Genomic DNA, 17,499 nt, shown 5'->3' on the forward strand with positions numbered 1-17,499 from the left:
GTCAGGGCTGCTTCCTGGATACGGGAGCGGTGAGCTGGACCCGGGTGCCGGTGTCGGGTGCCGGGGTGATCTCGAGACTGCCGCCGATGAGCAGGGCCCGCTCGCGCATGCCGCGGATGCCGGCGCCTTCTCGGGGGGCCTCGATGCCGCAGCCGTCGTCGGTGACGGCCAGCACGACGTGGTCGTCGGTGTGGCGCAGGGCGACGCTGACCTGTGTGGCGTCCGCGTGCCGGGCGACGTTGGTCATCGACTCCTGGGCGACGCGGTAAAGGACCAGTTCCGTCTCCGGCCCCAGGGCCGGCAGATCGGCATCGAAACGGCGGGTGACCTGCAACCCGGTGTGGGTGGCGAAGTCCTCGGTGAGCGAGATCAGCGCGCTGACCAGGCCCAGGTCGTCCAGCACTCCGGGCCGCAGCCGGCGGGCCAGGCGGCGCACCTCGTCCAGGCTTTCCCGGGTGATCTCCTGCACGTCGTGCAACTGCTCGCGCAGCGGCTGCGGTGCCTCGTCCGAGGCGCGCTTGAGCTCCAGCAGGATCGCGGTCATGCTCTGGCCGACCTCGTCGTGGAGTTCCTGCGCGATACGGCGCCGTTCGGCCTCCTGGGCCAGCAGGGCCCGGGCACTGCTGGTGGCCCTTTCGTGCTCCAGCCGCTCCAGCATCGCGTTGAACGTACGGATCACCTCGGTGATCTCGCCGCCGCCGGAAGCGGGCAGGCGCTGGCCGGGACGCAGCAGGTCCACGGTGGTCATCAGCTTCGTGAGCCGGCCCAGTGGGGCCAGGCCGAGCCGGAGCAGCGCGGCGTTGGCGACCAGCATGACGACCAGACCCCCCACGAGGATGATCGCCTCGGTGAGCAGAACGGGCACGGAGACGGTCACCGGGGCCAACAGCAGCAGAGCCGTGGCCGTGCCCAGCACCACGGCGTTGAGGGCGAAGATCCGCCAGAACAAGGACACCGGCCCTCCGCCTCTCTTCACCTGAATGAGCCTCCGGCCAGCCTGCCCGGTCCCGAGTACCCCGTCGATGGGGTCCGGCCCCCATTTCCCCCGGCCCGCACCATGCATGGCGCCGCCGTATGGATCCCCCGCCCCGGCGTAAATGGGCCCCGCGCCCGATAGGTATCCGCCGGCGGCCCGGCCAGGGTGGGAGACACCCGAACCACCCAGGCATGTCGCCCATGCCGCCGAGAAAAGGACCGGCCATGTCGCTCGATGTCACCCGGGCAGAGCCCCACCTCCACGACGCCCGTCAGCGCCTGGAACACGCCCGCACCTCGCGGCTGGCGCAGTTGCAGGCCCTCGACGAGACCGGGCCCAGCGCGGACGACGACCACCTGCTGGCCGTCCAGAAGACCGCGATGGAGCAGGTCCTCAAAGAGATCGAGGACGCTTTCGCCCGCATCGAGGACGGCACTTACGGAACCTGCCTGGGCTGCGCCAAACCCGTCCCCGCGGAACGTCTGGAGATCCTCCCCTACACGCGCTACTGCGTCACCTGCCGGCGCCGCGCCGCCTGACGGCCTGACCGCCTGACCGCCTCACCGACGCCCGTTTCCGACCTCCTACGCCCTGCCTCAAAAGGGGTGACGTGGTGACCCACCAAACCATCGGCGAGAACACGACCCACCTGTCGGCCGACGACCTCGCCGCGCTGCGCGAGAACCTGCACGAGCAGCGCTTGTTCCGCCAAGAGCAACTGCGTCAGCTCGCCGGACCCGCCACGTCCCGCGCCGAGGACCGGCTCCAGCGGCAGGCCGCCGCGCAGGTGGAGGTCCGCATCAAGCTCGCCGCGTCCGCCCGTATGGTCCTCGCCGACGTCGAAGCGGCCCTCACCCGCATGCAGGAGGGCTCTTACGGCACCTGCCACCTGTGCCGGCGCCCCATCGACCGGCAGCGGCTGATGATCGTGCCGCAGGCCCGCTACTGCGCCCGCTGCCAGCAGGTCAAGGAGGCCATCCCATGACGGGCGCACACCACCTGCCCGACACCGTCGCCCGGCACCGCCCCTGGCCGCTGTGCCGGCACTGCTGCGGCATCGCCCTGGACATGGGCAGCGCCCGCACCCGGGCCTGGACCGCCGGCAGCGGCGTGGTCGTCGACGTGCCCACCGTGCCCTTCCCCGGCACCGGCGCGGCGTACCCCGTCCAACGCGGCGCCATCATGGACACCCTGGGCTGTGCCCGCATGCTGCAGCGCCCGCTCGGCCGGCGCTGACGCTGCGGTCAGAGGCTGAAGACCCGACGCGCGTTGCCGCACAGGAACAGCTCGGTGGTTTCCTCGTCCAAGTCGAGAGCGTCGAGGTGTTCCAGCGCCTGCCCGGGGGTGATCATGGGGTAGTTCGTACCGAACAGCACATTCCTGCGGCCCCGGCCGCGCAGGTAGTCGACCATCTCGCGGGGGTACCGGCGGGCGGTGTAGGCGCTGGTGTCGATGTAGACGTTGGCGTGCTTGTCGGCCACCGCGATCATCTCGGTGGTCCACGGGTAGCCGATGTGCCCGCACACGATGTTCAGTTCGGGGAAGTCGAGTGCGACCTGGTCGATGTAGGGGATGGGACGGCCGGTCTCGGACGGCCGGAGGGGGCCGGTGTGGCCGACCTGGGTGCAGAACGGGATGCCGAGGTCCACACAGGCGGCGTACAGCGGGTAGTACAACCGGTCGGTGGGCGGTAGCTGCCACAGCCAGGGCACGATCCGCAGGGCCACGAAGCCGAGTTCCTCCACAGCGCGGCGCAGTTCCCGCACGGCCTGGACCGGCCGCGTAAGATCCGCGCCTGCCACCCCGCGCAGCCGTCCGTCGGACTGGGCGACGAACTCGGCCACCTCGTCGTTGCTGATCAACGGCCCCTGAGGCCCGTACCAAGCCGCCGACAGCCCGATCTCGACATCGGCCGCCGCCATCGCGGCCACCGTGGTCTCCACCGGCAACGGCTCCTTGAGCAATCCCTGCCCCGTCCACCGGCGCAACGGCTCGAACATCTCGTGATTGGAGTGGCGAAGCGTGGGGTGCTGCATCCACACATCGATGACCGGCACAGGCTCTCCCTGTCTCTCCCGGCCCCGCCGACCGCACTGGACCGTAAGCGGCTAAGCAATCGCTTACCGCGACCCTAGGCGCTACAACACCCTTCACGCATCACGGGTGCGGAAGATTCGGTTGAGATGGTGCTCCAGGACCGCTGTGGCGGACTCCGGAGTGCGCTGGCCGACGAGGATGCCGGTGCCGAGGCCCGCGGACATGGCGAGCAGGCCGGCCGCCTCCAACCGCGCGTCCACACCGGGCTCGAGGAGCGCTGACTCCTGCGCCTGCCGGAGGAGTTCGGCCAGGGCGTCTTCGGCGGCATCAGGGTTCTTGATGAAGGGCTGGGCCGCGAGCGCCCGGTCGTTCACGGACAGAACCGCGTATGACGTGTAGAGGTGGTGGAAGGTGCGGCTTTCGTCATCCGTCGGCAGCGCCGCCATCAGCAGCGCCTCGACCATCGCGCGCGGACCAGGACTGTCCCCGGCGGCCTGCACCCGGGCGGAGACCCGCTCCCCGAACCTCTCCGCCAGATGCTCGAGCCCGAAGAGCAGCAACTTCTCCTTGGTCTGGAAGTAGTACTGCACCAGCCGCAGCGACACGCCGGCCTCCGCTGCCACATCGCGCATTCCGACGGCATGCAGCCCACGTCGTCCGGCGACCCGGACGAGCGCCTCGGCGATCTCGGTGCGCCGTTCTGCGTGGTCCACGCGCTTGGGCATCGGCCGGTTCTCCGCTCGTCGTTCGTGCAGTGCCCCCCGGGCCACTGTGGCCCCCTGGGGAGCTTTTGATGATACGACCGTACCAAGTTCATGGTACGGTCGTATCACAAAACAGCGAAGAGCCGGAGGTGGCCATGCCCGAGACCGCTGCCCGCACCCAGGCCGATGTCGGCCGCTACGTGAGCGACGCCTGGCGGGAGCGCTACTTCGCGGCCTGCGACGCGGTGTACGCACTGGGAGCGGCCGCGCTGGCGGAGGAGGACGTCGAGACGTCCTTCGCCACGACGCGCGTCTACCGCTACGGCCCCGCGAGCGAGGCGGCCCGATCCCGCACCCCCGTCGTCCTGGTGCACGGGGCGGGCTCCTGCTCCGCCATGTGGTATTCGAACACCCCAGCCCTCAGCGCGGACCGCCCGGTGTACGCGATCGACACCCCGGGGGATCCCGGCCGCAGCGTGCAGCGCGAGCCGATCCACCACCCCGAACACGCCGCGCAGTGGCTGGACGAGACACTCGACGGACTCGGCCTCGACCGCGTACACCTCGTGGGCACCTCCTACGGCGGATGGCTCGCCCTGAACCAAGCGCACCGCAGGCCCGGTCGCCTCGCCTCGGTGACGCTGCTCGACCCCGGCGGCCTGGAGAAGGTGGGGCTGCGCTTCTTCGTCTGGATCTTCGCCGGTTTCTTCGCGACCTTCGCGCCCAAGGCGTTCCGCCCGCGGCTGGCGGCCTGGATGGAGCAGCCGGTCCTCGTCATGCCGGAGCTGCGCACGATGATCAGGACGGCCGTACGCGCCTACCGCATACGCCGCCCGGCGCCGCTCCCCCTCTCCGAGGAGGAGCTGTCCACCATCCGGACCCCGCTCTACCTGGCGCTCGGCAAGCGAAGCCTCCTCGTGCACCCGCAGCGGCAGGCGGAGCGCGTCCCGCGCCTCATCCGCGGCGCCCGAGCCGAGATCATCTCCAACACGGGCCACGGGCCGCAGATCGACCACGCGGAGGAGATCAACCGCAGGATGCTGACATTCATGGCCTCCGTCGACTGACCACGCCATCCGCTCTGCCCCGGCGCCGCCGACCTCGTCTCTGTCCCTGCCCCTGAGGGGACGGCTCCACGGTGCAGTGGTCAACTGAAGACGAGCCCGACGTCCTTGTCCAAGCAGAACCTCATGACGGCGACCGGCTGGCGGACGTCATCGATGCGCGTGGTGCCAGCGCGGTGGAGACGCTGCTCCACGGGCGGTCTCCGCCGGGCCGGGCGTTTTCGCCGGTCACGCCGGGGGACTCGCCGTGTGTGGTCGCGTATGGAGCGGAGCAGCGGGTACGCGTTCCCGCGCTTCGGGCCGGCTGGCTGAGGCAGACGTTCGTCCACTGGGCCTACCCGCCGGACGCGGTCCAGGCGCTGCTGCCCGAGGAACTGGTGGCGGACGAGTACGAGGGGGCGGCCTGGGTGGGGCTCACGCCCTTCGTGATGGCGGATGTGCGTCCTCCCGCGGTGCCCGCCCTGGTGCCCGGGCTCCCGACGTTCGCGGAGACCAACCTGCGGACCTTCGTTCGGCGCCGGGACGGGACGGACGGGCTGTGGTTCCTGTCCATCGAGGTGGCCTGCCCGCTGATGTCGGCGGCCCGGGCCGTCGGCGCGCCGTACCACCCGGGCACGCTGAGCGTTTCCCTCGCCGGGGACGCCGTTTCGTACGCCGGGTCCAGGTGGGTCGGCGAGGCCTCCTACCGCCTGGTGGTCCGGCCCGGCGACCCGATCACGCCCACGGAGCGGGACGTGTGGCTGACCTCGCGCTGGCGGGCGTACACCCGTCGGTTCGGCATGCTCTGGGAGACGCCGGTCGAACACGAGCCCTGGCCGCTGGCGGACGCCGCCGTCGACGTGCTCGAGGAGACGCTGACCGCTGCGGCAGGCCTGCCCGCGCCCACCGCCGAGCCCCTGGTGCACTTCTCGGCAGGGGTTGGGCACGTGCGGCTGGGGATGTCGAGGCCGCGTGTCCCGATGCCGGGCCGGTCCGGGGAGTAGCACCGTGAGCCGCACGCGCAGCACCCGCGGAAGGCGCTCGCAGCTGCGCTTCGACGGCTGGATCGCGGGCGTGGGCACCTCCTCCGGGACGCGCGTCGTGCTGGGGCACTGGCAGCGGTCGCCGTTCGGGCCGTTCAGCGACGTGATGATCGAGCGGGCGGACGGGGAACGGCTGCTGCTCGCCCCCTCGCGCCGGACGGCGGACTTCGTCGGTGGCATCTACAGCTTCGACGAGGTGCGTGTCGTGCCGGTCGACGTGAGTGTCGAGGACGACACCTGGACGGTCACCGCGGGGCCGCTCGAACTGCGCTTCACTGTCGGCCGGCGACGGCCGGCGGGCTTCCTCCTGCGGTCCGTACCCGGCGCAGTCGCCGCCCGCCCGGCCTGGGCCGCCCTGACGAACGGGCCGGCCCACCTGCTGCCGACCCACGTGCGAACCCGCGGCCGTGCCGGCGCGCGACACCGCGAGTGGTACGGCGTACGGGACATGCGGCCGGTCGGCGCGGTGTCCGCGGTCTTCGAGGGCCGCGACCTCGGAGTCATGGCACCGGTCGAACCACCCGTGCGCTTCGGGTTCGGTTCGGTGCCCCGGAAACCCTCCCTCACGCGGGTCACGGCGACGGTGGAGCCGGACCGGAGTGCACCTAGTGCCAGTCGCTGATCCGGACGTCGTCGGGTGCCGGCCTGCCTTGTCCGGTCTCCACGAAGTCCTTGAGGCTCATCAGGAAGGTCGCCCACTTCGTGCTGCAGTGGTGCATGAATTCGACCGGCTCACGCCAGCCCTCGTGCTTGAACAGGACGATCGTGTACTCGTCGCGCCGGCTGAGGCTCCAGTCGATCTCGGTCCCGATCCACTCCGCCGGGCCGTCCGTGACGCGCCACCGCACCCGGCCGGCGGGGTCGAGCTCCAGGATCTCCATGTCGAAACCGCCGACGTCGCCGAAGCGGAACGCCAGCCGGCCGCCGGCCTCGCTCTTGCCGGTGGTGTCGGTCGTCCACCAGCCGGCGATGCCCTCGGGCGTTGCGATGGCCCGGTAGACGTCGTCCAGCGGCGCGACAGCGCCGACACGATGCAGGATGTCGGGCATCTTCATTCTCCTTCGGTGTGGTCGCGGCTGCGTTCGATCGCCTCCGCGATGTGCTTGATCCGGCGCAGCCGGGCGTCCCAGGACGTGCCGACCGCGGCCAGTTGCGCCGCCGCGCGGGCGAGTTGCGCCTCGTCGACCCGGTAGCGCCGCTCGCGCCCGGCCGGTTCCGCACGGACCAGCCCGACCCGGTCGAGGACGGCGAGGTGTTTGGACACGGCCTGCCGGGTGAGGGGCAGGTCCGCGCTGAGCGAGGTGGCCGTTCCGGCTCCGGCAGCGAGGAGCAGGTCGATCAGCGTGCGCCGGGTGGGGTCACCGATCGCCGACCACAGCTCGTCGTCGACCGGCGTGCTCATGCGGCCGACACCACCCGCGCGATGTACGCGTCCAGCCGGGGGATGTAGTGGTCCCAACCGCTCACGTGATCGCGGTACTGCTCCTCGAGAACGGCGATCTCCCAGCCCATCTCGCGGAACCCGGTCTCGGTCATCCGCACCCGGGTCCCCTGCTCGGTCGGCAGCAGGTCGAAGGTGACCAGCAACGAGTCCCCGCCACGTTCGGCGTCGGTGTAGCACCACCTGAACGAGAACCGCGACGGCGGATCGACCTCGACGACGGTGAGCGCGACGGTCATCGTCTCGCCGGTCGTCTCGTCCCGCCAGAAGAGCTCACCGGGCGCGCCGGGGACGGACTTGAACCGCGCATCGTCCGGCCACCACTCCCGCATGTGCTCCGGCCTGCTGACGACCTCGAAGACCACCTCCGGTGACGCGTCGACGTGAATCTCGCGCTCGATGCTGCCGTATTCCATGCCCGAAGCCTTTCGCAACCTTTAGTTGCGTATCAGCGTACGGCAGCGGGTGGCCACGCGCAACATTTGGTTGCGCATGCCTCGACGCCGTCGTCAGCCGTCGGCGGCGCCCGTGCGCGGCTGCCGGTAGGGCCGCAGCGCGCGGCGCGCTATGGCGAACCGGTGCGTCTCCGACGGGCCGTCGTAGATGCGGAACGGCCGCACCTCCCGGAACAGGCGGGCCAGCGGGGCGTCGGCGGCCGAGATGCCGAACGCTCCGCAGATCTGCACCGCGCGGTCGACGACGCGGTTCACCGCCTCCGCCACGAAGGTCTTGGACACCGAGGTGAGCTGCGAGGCGGCGGCGGAACCGGTGTCCAGCTCCCAGGCCGTGCGCAGGATCAGGGCGCGGCTCGCCTCGATGTCGATCTCGGAGTCGGCCAGCATCTGCTGGACCATGCCGAGGTCCCCCAGCGCCGAGCCGAACGCCATCCGGCTCCCCGCCCGCTCCAGCGCCACGTCCTGGGCACGGCGGGCGGCCCCCAGCCAGCGCATGCAGTGCGTCATCCGGGCGGGACCGAGCCGGACCTGAGCGCCCTCGAAGCCGCCGTCCACCGCGCCGAGCACCTGCTCCTCCCCCACCACGCATTCGTCGAAGGCGATCTCGCTGTGGCCTGCGAAGAGCGACTCGTCCAGCGTCTCGATGGTCCGGACGAGGCGCATGCCCGGGTTGTCGGCGTCGACCAGGAACATGGTGGCGCCGCCCGGGTCGCCGGGGCTGCCGGAGGTGCGGGCCATGACGATGGCGAAGCCGGCTCCCTCGGCTCCGGTGATGAACCACTTGCGCCCGTCGATGCGCCAGCCGCCGGGGACCCGGGCGGCGGTGGTCCGCAGGGAGCGGGGATCGGCGCCGGCGCCGGGAGCCGGTTCGGTCATGGCGAAGCAGGACCGTGTTTCCCCCGCGGTGAGCGGACGCAGATACCTCTGCTGCTGCTCTTCGGTGGCCACCTTCTCCAGCAGGTGCATGTTGCCCTCGTCCGGAGCCGCGCAGTTCAGCGCCAGCGGTCCGAGCAGGGAGTAGCCCGCCGCTTCGAACACCACCGCCTGCCCGCGCAGGTCGAGCCCGTGTCCGCCCCAGCGCGTCGGCACGTGCGGAGCGAAGACACCCGCGTCACGGGCGGCCTTCTGCAGGGTCTCCCGCAGGGCCTCGGGGGCGTCGTGCACGGACCCGCCGCACTCCCGCTCGGCCGGAATGGCCACCTCGCGCACGAACTCGGTCGTAGCCGAGGCGAGTTGAGTGACAGTCGGATCGACATCGAACTGGATGGGCACGGGGCCTCCCGCCGACGGGCGTACGGGCACCGGCTCCCGTCGCGTTCTAGAAACTGTATAGCGTCTTCAGTATCTTGCCTGGAAGTACCGGAGCCGGGAAGCACCCGGCAACGGGAAGACGACAGGAGAAGCGCCCATGAGCCTCGCCGTGAGCACCGAGCCGGTCCGGATCGTCCGCCACCCCGACCGGGTCGTCGAGCTGAGACTCGACGACCCGGGGCGGGGCAACGCCCTGGATCTGAGGACGGCCGAGGCACTGCGGGACACCGCGCGCGAGGTGGCCGCGGACCCGGGCGGCGCCGTGCTGCTGCGGGCGGCGGGCGGCAGCTTCTGCGTGGGCGGTGACCTGCGCGCCTTCGCCGGGCGCGGCACCGGGACCGGCGCCTACGTCCATGCCGTGGCGAGCGCCGCGCACGCGGCGGTACAGGCCTTGTACGAGCTGCCGGTGCCGGTGGTGACCGCCGTGCGCGGCGCGGCCGCGGGCGGCGGGGTCGGCCTGGCGCTGGTGGGCGACATCGTCCTGGCGGCGCGGTCCGCGCGGTTCCGGCTGGCGTACACGGCGATCGGGCTGACGCCGGACTGCGGGGCCTCGTGGTTCCTGCCACGCCTGGTGGGCCCCCGCAGGGCGGCGGACCTGATCCTCACCAACCGGGTCCTGACCGGGGACGACGCCGAACGATGGGGCCTGGTCTCCCGCTCCGTGGAGGGCGAGGAACTGGACGTCGCGGCGCACCGCACCGCGGCCGGCCTGGCCGCCGGCGCCGGTGACGCGCTGCGCGCCGCGAAGGGCCTGCTGCGCGCCGGAACAGGCGACGAACTCGGCCGCCACCTCGCCGAGGAGGCGCGACTGATCGCCGCCCTGGCGGACGGCCAGGAGGCGCGGGACCGCATGGCGGCGTTCCTCACCGCCCGGGATCGCGCGAAGGCGGGCGACAGCCGGGCCGAGGCCGGCGCGCCGGAAAGTGTTTCTTGAGTCCCTCTTCACTAACAGGCTTGTCGGGGCGTAACCTCCGGGCAACACAGATCCGAGGAACCGGTCACCACAGAGCCGGGGAAAAGGTGTGGCGATGCAATCTGCTGCCGTGGGCCTTCCGGACGCTCCCGACGAGCATCTCGGCGAAGCCGTCGTCGACCTCGTCCTGCGGGGCATGTGGCGCGGTCGGCCGGAGTCCGAGCACCGTCCGCTGGTCGACGCCGGGCTGGCGATGGTGAAGGGACCGGTGGTGCTGCCGACCGAGCGGGCCAAGGCCGCCGCCGCGCGGATCCTGCGGGTTCCCGCCGGCTCCGAGCAGGAGGAACGGATCACCGCTGCGTACGAGGCGTTCCTGCCGGTCAACCGGAAGATCCGCGACGTGTGCACGGCATGGCAGTGCCGCCCCGACGGCACCGCGAACGACCACTCCGACGACGCCTACGACGCCGAGGTGCGCGAGTCGCTGGAAGACGTGCACGAGGCCATCCAGCCCGTGCTGCGCAGACTGGAGCGGGTGCTCGCGGGCAGCGGCCGGTACCTCACGGATTTGGAGGACGCCCTCGACCGCTTCGACGACGGCGCGGTGGAGTGGCTGGCCTCGCCGCTGTGCGACTCGTACCACACCGTGTGGATGCGGCTGCACCAGGAACTGCTGCTCGTGCTGGGGATCAGCCGGGCCGAGGACGAGGCCCGGGAAGAGGAACTGGTCACGAGGAGCCGGGGGTGAGCGTCGCCGACCGCGCAGCGGGCCCCCTCGCAGCACAATCCGGCGCTCTTCTCGAGCCCTCCGAAGCCCCCGGCCGGGTCCTGGTGCCCTATGGGCAGGGCAGGAGCCGGGGCCTCGACGCCGGCGAACTCGGCGCGCACGGCGCGGCGATGGACCGGCTGGTGGCCCTCGGGCTGCCGGTCGTGCCGGGGCTCACCGTGCCCGCGGGCGCCTCCGCGTCACTGGGCGAACCCGACACCGCCGAGGCCGCCGTCGGTCTCGTCGAACAGCTCGCGGGGCGGCGGATCGGCGACACGGGACGGCCGCTGCTGCTGCGTCTGTCGGCGAGCGCGCCGACCGAGATCGCGGGACTGCCGCCCGACCTGGCCTGTCTCGGCGTGACCTCGGGCAACGCCGACGACCTGTGTGCCGTCATCGGGCGCGCGGAGGCCCTGTACGAGGTATGGGCCGCCACTGTACGAATGATCGCCGAGTACGCCCTCGGCGTGTCCGGTGCGGAGCTCGACGACGCCCTCCTGGACACGCCCGAGCCGCGGGCGCGGGTGGAAGCACTGCTGTCCCTGGTGGCGCGGCACGGATCCCGGCCCTTCCCGGACGACCCGGCGCAGCAGCTCGCGCTGGCGGCCCGCGCCCTCCTCGCCAGGTGGGACTCGCCGCGGGCGCGGAGGTCCCGCCGGGCCCAGCGGCTCCCCGCCGGTCTGAGCCTCGCCCTGCACGTGCAGGCGCTGCGCATCGGCCCGGCGGACCACTCGGGCTACGGCACGGCGGTCAGCCGCGATCCGGAGACCGGGCGGCTCTCCCCCCAGGGCTCCTTCTTCCGGGGAGTGCGCCGCAGCGCTCCGCCGCCGCACACCGGTGAACCGCTGGACCGGCTCGCGGGCGGGACCGCCCTGCTGGAGCACTCCCTGCTCACCCTGGAGCGTCACCTGCAGGCGCCGGTGTCGGTCGACTTCGAGGTGCGCGACGACGAGATCTCCCTGCTCGCCGCCTCGGCGCAGCTCCGCCCGCCACTGAGGGCGGCGGTGTGTCTGGCCGCCGACCTGGCCCGGGACGGGGCGCTCGGCCGCGAGGCCGCCGTACGCCGGATCACCCCCGCGCAGGTGCAGGAGCTGCTGCACCCCCAGCTGCGGCTGACCGGCGGGGAGGACCTCCTGGTGCGGGGGCTGCCCGCGTCCCCGGGGGCGGCGACCGGAGCGGTCGTGCTGTCCAGTGAACGTGCCCTCGAACTGGCCGCGGACGGTACGCGGGTCGTGCTCGTGGCCGCCGAGACGACCCCGGCGGACGTTCCCGGGATGCTGGCCTCCGCCGCCGTGCTGACCGGCAGCGGAGGCATCGCCTCGCACGCCGCCGTGGTGGCGCGGGGGGCCGGCAAGCCCGCGGTGTGCGGCGCCGAGGGGCTGCGCGTGGACCCGGCCGCCGGGACGGTCCGCTTCGGGGAGCGGGTGCTGCGCGAGGGCGACCCGGTCTCGCTGGACGGCCGTACCGGCGCCGTCTACGCGGGGACCTTGAGCGTCAGTGTCGCCGGGCCGCCGCCCGAGCTGTCCACCCTGCTGGAGTGGGGGGACGGCGTGCGCCGGCTGGGCGTGCGGGTCAACGCCGACACCGCCGCCGAGGTCGACACCGCCCTCGCCCTGGGCGCCGAGGGTGTCGGACTGTGCCGTACGGAGCACCAGTTCCTCGGCGAGCGGCTGCCGCTGATCCGCCGGGTGATCCTGGCCGCCGACCCGACCGCCCGCGACCAAGCCCTGGTGGCGCTGGAGCGCGCGCAGCACGAGGACTTCCGCGCGCTGCTGGCCGCTGTCGGGAACCGCCCGGTGACCGTGCGCCTGCTGGACGCCCCGCTGCACGAGTTCCTGCCCGCCCCCGGGCAGGCCCTGGACGCGGGCGAGGAGCAGCGGGCCGCCGCACTGCGCGAAGCGAACCCGATGCTCGGACTGCGCGGGGTGCGGCTGGCACTGCTGCACGAGAGGCTCTACCCGGCGCAGGCCGAGGCGCTCTTCACCGCCTGGGCCGATGTCGCCGCCACCGGAGTGCGGCCGGAACTGGAGGTGATGATCCCGCTCGTCAGCCTGCCGGAGGAACTCGCCGCCGCGGCCGCGTACGTGCGCGGTGCCGCCGACGCGGTCGCCGCCCGTACCGGGGTGGCGGTCCCGTACCGGCTCGGCACGATGATCGAGACCCCGCGGGCCGCGCTGCTGGCCGGCGAACTCGCCGAGCACGCCGAGTTCTTCTCCTTCGGCACCAACGACCTCACTCAGCTCACCTACGGGTTCTCCCGGGACGACGTGGAGCGCCAGGTGCTCGCCTCATACCAGGAGCGCGGGTTCCTGACCGCCAGCCCGTTCGCCCGGCTCGACCCGCACGGGGTGGGCGCGCTCGTCGCCCTGGCGGCCGAACGGGCACGGAGCGTACGGCCCGGCATCAAGCTCGGCGTGTGCGGTGAGCACGGCGGGGACCCGGAGTCGATCGCCTTCTGCGACGACGTCGGCCTCGACTACGTCTCCTGTTCCGCGCACCGCGTACCGGTGGCCCGCATGGCCGCCGCGCACAGTGCCCTGCGGCAGCGGCAGGACGAAAGCGGGAGCGCACGATGACGAGCACCACGACAGAGGGCACCGCCCTGTCGGACACCGAGCTGGACGACCTGCGCGAGACCGTGCGGTCGGTGTGCGCCGACGCCGGCGGCACCGCCGCGGTACGCCGGCTGTCCGAGGAAGCCCCCGGCATCGACGCCGAGTTGTGGGACACCCTCGGCCGGCAGGTCGGCCTCGCGGCCCTCGGTCTGCCCGAGTCGGCAGGAGGTATCGGCGGCCTCGCCGAGATCACCGCCGTCTGCGAGGAGCTGGGCAGGACGCTGGCACCGGTACCGCTGCTGTCCTCCACCGTGCTGGCCGGGCAGGTGCTGGCCGGCTGCGGTACGGCCGACAAGGCGCTGGCCGAGCTCGCCGAGGGGACCGTGCATGCCCTGGCGGTGGCCGCGCCCGACGGGGTGTGGCGGCCCGGCGCCGTGCCGGTGGCCGTCTCCCGGCAGGGTGGTGTCCCGCTGCTGGACGGCACCGCGCCGTTCGTCCTCGACGGTGCCGACGCCGAGGCGCTGGTGGTGGCCGCGGCCGGGCCCGAGGGCGTGGACCTCTTCCTGGCCGACCCGCGCGAACCTGGCGTCACAGTGCGCCGCGTGCCCACGCTGGACCTGAGCCGGGGACAGGCGGTGGTCACCTTCTCCGGGGCCCGGGCCAGGGCGCTGACCGCCGGCGGCGAGGGAGCGGACGTCGTCTCCCGCGCCCTGGACGTGGCGCTCATCGCCCTGGCCGCCGAGCAACTCGGCGGTGCGCAGGCCGCGTTGGACATGACGGTGGCCCATGTACGCGACCGCACCCAGTTCGGCAGGGCGATCGGCGGCTTCCAGGCGGTCAAGCACGCCTGCGCCGACATGCTGCTCCAGGTCGAGGCCGCACGGTCGGCCGTGGTGCGCGCGGTCCTGGCGGACGGCTCACCGGGGGCGCTGGCCGAAGCGGCGGCGGTGGCGCAGACGTGGTGCGGCGAGGCGTTCGTCTCCGTCGCCGCCGAGTGCGTGCAGTTCCACGGTGGGATGGGCTTCACCTGGGAGCACGACGCCCACCTGTACTTCCGGCGGGCCCAGTCGGACGCGGTCCTGCTGGGCGGCGCCGCACACCATCGGGAACGGCTGGCCGGGCTGCTGGGCTGGTGACGTGGAAGGCGGGACGGCATGGCCACCAGACTCATCGACGAGTCCCTGTTCGAGAGCGGGGCGTTCGGCGGAGGTTCCGACGCCGGGGATCCACCGCGTCTCGTGGGCGCCCGCTGCTCCGCCTGCGGCACCGTCGTCTTCCCCCGGCAGGACTCCTGCCCCAGGTGTCCGGACGGGGTGATGTCCGCTCGGGTGCTGCCGGTGAGCGGGCGGGTGTGGTCGTGGACGCTCCAGGCGTTCCCGCCGAAACCGCCGTACCGGCCGCCGTCCGGCGGCCACCGGGCCTACCACGTGGGCTATGTGGACCTCGGCGAGGTGCTGGTCGAAGCGCGGCTGGCGGTGCCCCGCGCGGAGATCCGGATCGGTCTGCCGGTCCGGCTCACCACGGTGACGGCGTACCAGGACGAGGACGGGACCGAGGTGCTGACCTTCGCGTTCGCACCGGACCGGGACGGCGGACGATGAGGCGGGCCGACGACGTCTATGTCGTGGGCTGCGGGATGCATCCCTTCGGCCGCGACGAGAGCGTCACCGGGATGGACATGGCCGAGCGTGCGATACGCGAGGCGCTGGCCGACGCCGGTGTCGCCTGGGAGGACATCGGCTACGCGGCCGGCGGCTCCGACGTGTCCGGCAAGCCCGACACCCTGGTGGGCCGGCTGGGCCTGACCGGAGTGCCGTTCGTCAACGTGCAGAACGGCTGCGCGACCGGCGCCTCCACCGTGCTCACGGTGGCCAACGCCCTGCGTGCGGGCGAGGCCTCCCTGGGACTGGCCGTGGGGTTCGACAAACACGAGCGGGGCGCGTTCCACGTCTCCGCCGCCCGCTACGGTCTGGGCGACTGGTACGCCGAGACCGGCATGATGCTCACCACCCAGTTCTTCGCCCTCAAGACCCGGCGGTACCTGTACGAACACGGGATCTCGGAGCGGGCGCTGGCGATGGTGGCGGCACGGGCCTTCCGCAACGGCTCGCACCACCCCCTGGCCTGGCGGCGCAAGCCGCTGACGGAGCGGGAGATCCTTGACTCCGCCGAGGTCAGTCCCCCGCTCACCCAGTACATGTTCTGTTCGCCCGGACAAGGCGCGGCCGCGCTGGTGCTGGCGCTCGGCGACCGCGCGTTCGACCTGTGCGAACGGCCGGTCAGGCTCGCGTCGCTGGCCTTCAGGACCCGGCGGTTCGGTTCGTTCGAGGTGTTCTCGCCCTGGCTGCCGCCGGGACCGCACCGCAGCCCCAGCGTGGACGCCGCTGAGGCGGTCTTCCGCACGGCGGGGCTGCGTCCCGCGGACGTGCAGGTGGCCCAGTTGCAGGACACCGACAGCGGCTCGGAGCTGATCCACCTGGCGGAGACCGGGCTGTGCGGCCACGGCGAGCAGGAGGCGCTGCTGGCCGCCGGGGACACCGATGCCGCGGGCCGGATACCGGTCAACACCGACGGCGGATGTCTGGCCGGCGGGGAGCCCGTCGGCGCCTCGGGGCTGCGGCAGTTCCACGAGGTCGTACGGCAGTTGCAGGGCCGGGCGCCGGGTCTGCAGGTGCCCGGCGCTCCCCGGGTGGGCTTCACCCATGTCTACGGGGCGCCCGGGATCAGCGCCTGCTCGGTCCTCACGGTGTGAAAGGGGCGGACACCGCCATGCAGCACGACGGCAGAACCGCACTCGTCACGGGCGGGGCCCGGGGAATCGGTCTGGAGATCGGCCGGCAGCTCTCGGACCGGGGGCTGCGTGTCCTGGTCGCGGCGCGAAAACCGGAGGCCGCCGAGGAGGCGTGCCGTGCCATCGGCCCGGCGGCGGTGCCGCTGGCCCTGGACGTGACCTCCGCGCGGAGCGTCACCGAAGCGGTCCGGGAAGCGAAAGAACTGACCGGCGGGATCGACGTGCTGGTGAACAACGCCGGGGTGTCGCTGGACGGGGATCTGCGGCCCCCTTACGTCGACGAGGACATCCTGCGCGCCACGCTGGACACCAACTTCACCGGCGCCTGGCGGGTGGCGCAGGCCGTCGTCCCGGGCATGGTGAAGGCCGGCTACGGGCGGGTCGTGAACGTCACCAGCTCGTACGGCTCACTGGCGCTGATGGACTCCGGCCGGCATCCCGCCTACCGGATCTCCAAGACGGCGCTCAACGCCCTGACCCGCATGCTCGCCGCCGAGCTGTCCGGCACCGGCGTCCTGGTCAACGCCGCCGACCCCGGCTGGACCCGCAGCGGCATGGGCGGGCCCTCCGCCCCGCGCGGTCCGCGGGAGGGGGCGGACACCCCGGTCTGGCTGGCGACCCTGCCCGAGGGCGACGAGACGACCGGCGGGCTGTTCGCCGACCGCAGGCCACTGGCCTGGTGAACCGCCTCAGGTCCGTGATGTGGCCGGCTTGGCCGACTTCACAGATTTCGCCGCTTTCGCTGTTTTCGCAGGCTTCGCTGGTTTCTGCTCGGTGGCGACGATGCGCAGCGCCAGCTCCCTGACCGCCTCCAGCACGGAGCGGGAGGGCAGCTGGGACAGCGGTCCTCCCTCCGCCCGCAGCGCGGTGACGAGCATGGTCGTACTGATCAGGGTGCGGACCGCGAGCGCCTGTGACGCGTGCCGTACCTTCGCCGCCCGAGGGCTGCGGGTGGTGCCCTCGGGCAGATAGTCGTAGCCACGCTGGACGTGCCGCTGCTCGAACTCGTCCCGCAGCACCTTGACGCTGCCGTTGGCTGAGGCGACCTGCACCTGGTACAGGCGAGCCTCGTCCGGGTTCTGTTCCACCCAGTCCCACACGGCGTCGATGACGCGGATCAGCCCTTCCGCGTCACCCGGCTCGGACTCGGGACGGGCCGCCTCCACGACCGCGTTCAGCTGGTCGAACACGCGCCGCATGGCGAGTTCGAGCAGCTCTTCCTTGCCGTCGAAGTGGTAGTAGACGGCCGTGGGCACCACCTGGGCCTCGTCCGCGATGTCCTGGATGCTGGTCTCCGCGAAGCCGTTGCGGCCGAACACCCGCACGGCGGCGGTGATGATGTGCTGCCGCCGCGAGGGTCGGTGGGCGGGCTGCTTGCCGTTCTTCGTGCTGGCCATCATGCTCCCTGCCGGCTGCCGTGACCCCGCGTCCGCGGGCCCTGTGTACTGACCATGCTATCCAGTA

20 protein-coding genes and 1 pseudogene are annotated in these 17,499 nt (G+C 72.5%); 13 read left to right on the top strand and 8 right to left on the bottom strand.

What is annotated here, in order from left to right; genetic code table 11:
• Position 1: 1 nt before the first annotated feature.
• The gene (locus MQE23_RS05200) at positions 2-955 is read right to left on the bottom strand and encodes a HAMP domain-containing sensor histidine kinase (protein ID WP_243378394.1); all 954 of its coding nucleotides are present in this window, start codon (positions 953-955) and stop codon (positions 2-4) included.
• A 245-nt stretch (positions 956-1,200) separates the two neighbouring features.
• Here MQE23_RS05200 and MQE23_RS05205 point away from each other — a divergent pair, with 245 nt between their 5' ends.
• The 3 genes and pseudogenes from MQE23_RS05205 to MQE23_RS05215 form a co-directional block, all read left to right on the top strand.
• Positions 1,201-1,515 carry a TraR/DksA C4-type zinc finger protein gene (locus MQE23_RS05205; RefSeq protein ID WP_020276969.1) on the top strand — a complete coding sequence of 105 codons (315 nt, stop codon included), beginning with the start codon at positions 1,201-1,203 and terminating at the stop codon, positions 1,513-1,515.
• A 71-nt stretch (positions 1,516-1,586) separates the two neighbouring features.
• Positions 1,587-1,961: a TraR/DksA C4-type zinc finger protein gene (locus tag MQE23_RS05210; RefSeq protein WP_020276970.1), complete on the top strand. Its 375-nt coding sequence runs from the start codon at positions 1,587-1,589 to the stop codon at positions 1,959-1,961.
• A pseudogene (locus MQE23_RS05215) lies at positions 1,958-2,209 on the top strand (hypothetical protein); the annotation flags it as partial. The gene MQE23_RS05210 and the pseudogene MQE23_RS05215, both read left to right, overlap by 4 nt.
• Positions 2,210-2,220: 11 nt before the next feature.
• On the opposite strand, the gene MQE23_RS05220 reads toward MQE23_RS05215, so the two are convergent.
• Complete coding sequence (locus MQE23_RS05220; RefSeq protein WP_243378395.1) at positions 2,221-2,919, bottom strand: amidohydrolase family protein; 699 nt, start codon at positions 2,917-2,919, stop codon at positions 2,221-2,223.
• A 207-nt stretch (positions 2,920-3,126) separates the two neighbouring features.
• A complete protein-coding gene (locus MQE23_RS05225; RefSeq protein ID WP_020276973.1) occupies positions 3,127-3,738 on the bottom strand; it encodes a TetR family transcriptional regulator C-terminal domain-containing protein in 612 nt (203 codons plus the stop codon).
• Positions 3,739-3,872: 134 nt separating this feature from the next.
• Here MQE23_RS05225 and MQE23_RS05230 point away from each other — a divergent pair, with 134 nt between their 5' ends.
• The 3 genes from MQE23_RS05230 (at position 3,873) to MQE23_RS05240 (ending at position 6,425) form a co-directional block, all read left to right on the top strand.
• The gene (locus tag MQE23_RS05230; protein WP_243378396.1) at positions 3,873-4,784 is read left to right on the top strand and encodes an alpha/beta fold hydrolase; all 912 of its coding nucleotides are present in this window, start codon (positions 3,873-3,875) and stop codon (positions 4,782-4,784) included.
• 248 nt (positions 4,785-5,032) lie between these two features.
• Entirely contained in the window at positions 5,033-5,764 is a 732-nt protein-coding gene (locus MQE23_RS05235; RefSeq protein ID WP_020276975.1) for a DUF2071 domain-containing protein, read from the top strand.
• A 4-nt stretch (positions 5,765-5,768) separates the two neighbouring features.
• Positions 5,769-6,425: a hypothetical protein gene (locus MQE23_RS05240; RefSeq protein ID WP_243378397.1), complete on the top strand. Its 657-nt coding sequence runs from the start codon at positions 5,769-5,771 to the stop codon at positions 6,423-6,425.
• Here the strand turns inward: MQE23_RS05240 and MQE23_RS05245 are convergent.
• The 4 genes from MQE23_RS05245 to MQE23_RS05260 form a co-directional block, all read right to left on the bottom strand.
• Positions 6,409-6,852, bottom strand: coding sequence for an SRPBCC domain-containing protein (locus MQE23_RS05245; RefSeq protein ID WP_037673599.1), 444 nt, complete (start codon positions 6,850-6,852; stop codon positions 6,409-6,411). The genes MQE23_RS05240 and MQE23_RS05245 overlap by 17 nt on opposite strands.
• Before the next feature lie 2 nt (positions 6,853-6,854).
• Positions 6,855-7,205, bottom strand: a complete 351-nt coding sequence (locus MQE23_RS05250; protein ID WP_020276978.1) for a metalloregulator ArsR/SmtB family transcription factor — start codon at positions 7,203-7,205, stop codon at positions 6,855-6,857.
• Positions 7,202-7,660: an SRPBCC domain-containing protein gene (locus tag MQE23_RS05255; protein WP_020276979.1), complete on the bottom strand. Its 459-nt coding sequence runs from the start codon at positions 7,658-7,660 to the stop codon at positions 7,202-7,204. The genes MQE23_RS05250 and MQE23_RS05255 overlap by 4 nt, the downstream gene beginning before the upstream one ends.
• Before the next feature lie 93 nt (positions 7,661-7,753).
• On the bottom strand, positions 7,754-8,971 hold the full coding sequence (locus MQE23_RS05260) for an acyl-CoA dehydrogenase family protein (RefSeq protein ID WP_243378398.1): 1,218 nt from the start codon (positions 8,969-8,971) through the stop codon (positions 7,754-7,756).
• 136 nt (positions 8,972-9,107) lie between these two features.
• Here MQE23_RS05260 and MQE23_RS05265 point away from each other — a divergent pair, with 136 nt between their 5' ends.
• The 7 genes from MQE23_RS05265 (at position 9,108) to MQE23_RS05295 (ending at position 16,718) form a co-directional block, all read left to right on the top strand.
• On the top strand, positions 9,108-9,944 hold the full coding sequence (locus MQE23_RS05265) for an enoyl-CoA hydratase/isomerase family protein (protein ID WP_243378399.1): 837 nt from the start codon (positions 9,108-9,110) through the stop codon (positions 9,942-9,944).
• Positions 9,945-10,038: 94 nt separating this feature from the next.
• Positions 10,039-10,671, top strand: a complete 633-nt coding sequence (locus MQE23_RS05270) for a hypothetical protein (RefSeq protein ID WP_243378400.1) — start codon at positions 10,039-10,041, stop codon at positions 10,669-10,671.
• Complete coding sequence (locus tag MQE23_RS05275; RefSeq protein ID WP_243378401.1) at positions 10,668-13,265, top strand: putative PEP-binding protein; 2,598 nt, start codon at positions 10,668-10,670, stop codon at positions 13,263-13,265. Before MQE23_RS05270 ends, MQE23_RS05275 begins: the two co-directional genes overlap by 4 nt.
• Positions 13,262-14,380, top strand: coding sequence for an acyl-CoA dehydrogenase family protein (locus MQE23_RS05280; protein WP_020275533.1), 1,119 nt, complete (start codon positions 13,262-13,264; stop codon positions 14,378-14,380). The genes MQE23_RS05275 and MQE23_RS05280 overlap by 4 nt, the downstream gene beginning before the upstream one ends.
• 18 nt (positions 14,381-14,398) lie before the next feature.
• Positions 14,399-14,845 carry a zinc ribbon domain-containing protein gene (locus tag MQE23_RS05285; protein WP_020275534.1) on the top strand — a complete coding sequence of 149 codons (447 nt, stop codon included), beginning with the start codon at positions 14,399-14,401 and terminating at the stop codon, positions 14,843-14,845.
• Positions 14,842-15,996 carry a thiolase family protein gene (locus MQE23_RS05290; protein WP_020275535.1) on the top strand — a complete coding sequence of 385 codons (1,155 nt, stop codon included), beginning with the start codon at positions 14,842-14,844 and terminating at the stop codon, positions 15,994-15,996. Before MQE23_RS05285 ends, MQE23_RS05290 begins: the two co-directional genes overlap by 4 nt.
• Before the next feature lie 17 nt (positions 15,997-16,013).
• Complete coding sequence (locus MQE23_RS05295; protein ID WP_243378402.1) at positions 16,014-16,718, top strand: SDR family NAD(P)-dependent oxidoreductase; 705 nt, start codon at positions 16,014-16,016, stop codon at positions 16,716-16,718.
• A gap of 6 nt (positions 16,719-16,724) precedes the next feature.
• On the opposite strand, the gene MQE23_RS05300 is transcribed toward MQE23_RS05295, so the two are convergent.
• Positions 16,725-17,432, bottom strand: a complete 708-nt coding sequence (locus MQE23_RS05300; protein WP_243378403.1) for a TetR/AcrR family transcriptional regulator — start codon at positions 17,430-17,432, stop codon at positions 16,725-16,727.
• Positions 17,433-17,499 lie beyond the last annotated feature (67 nt).

It is taken from the genome of Streptomyces sp. HP-A2021, assembly GCF_022807935.1.
GTDB lineage: Bacteria > Actinomycetota > Actinomycetes > Streptomycetales > Streptomycetaceae > Streptomyces > Streptomyces afghaniensis.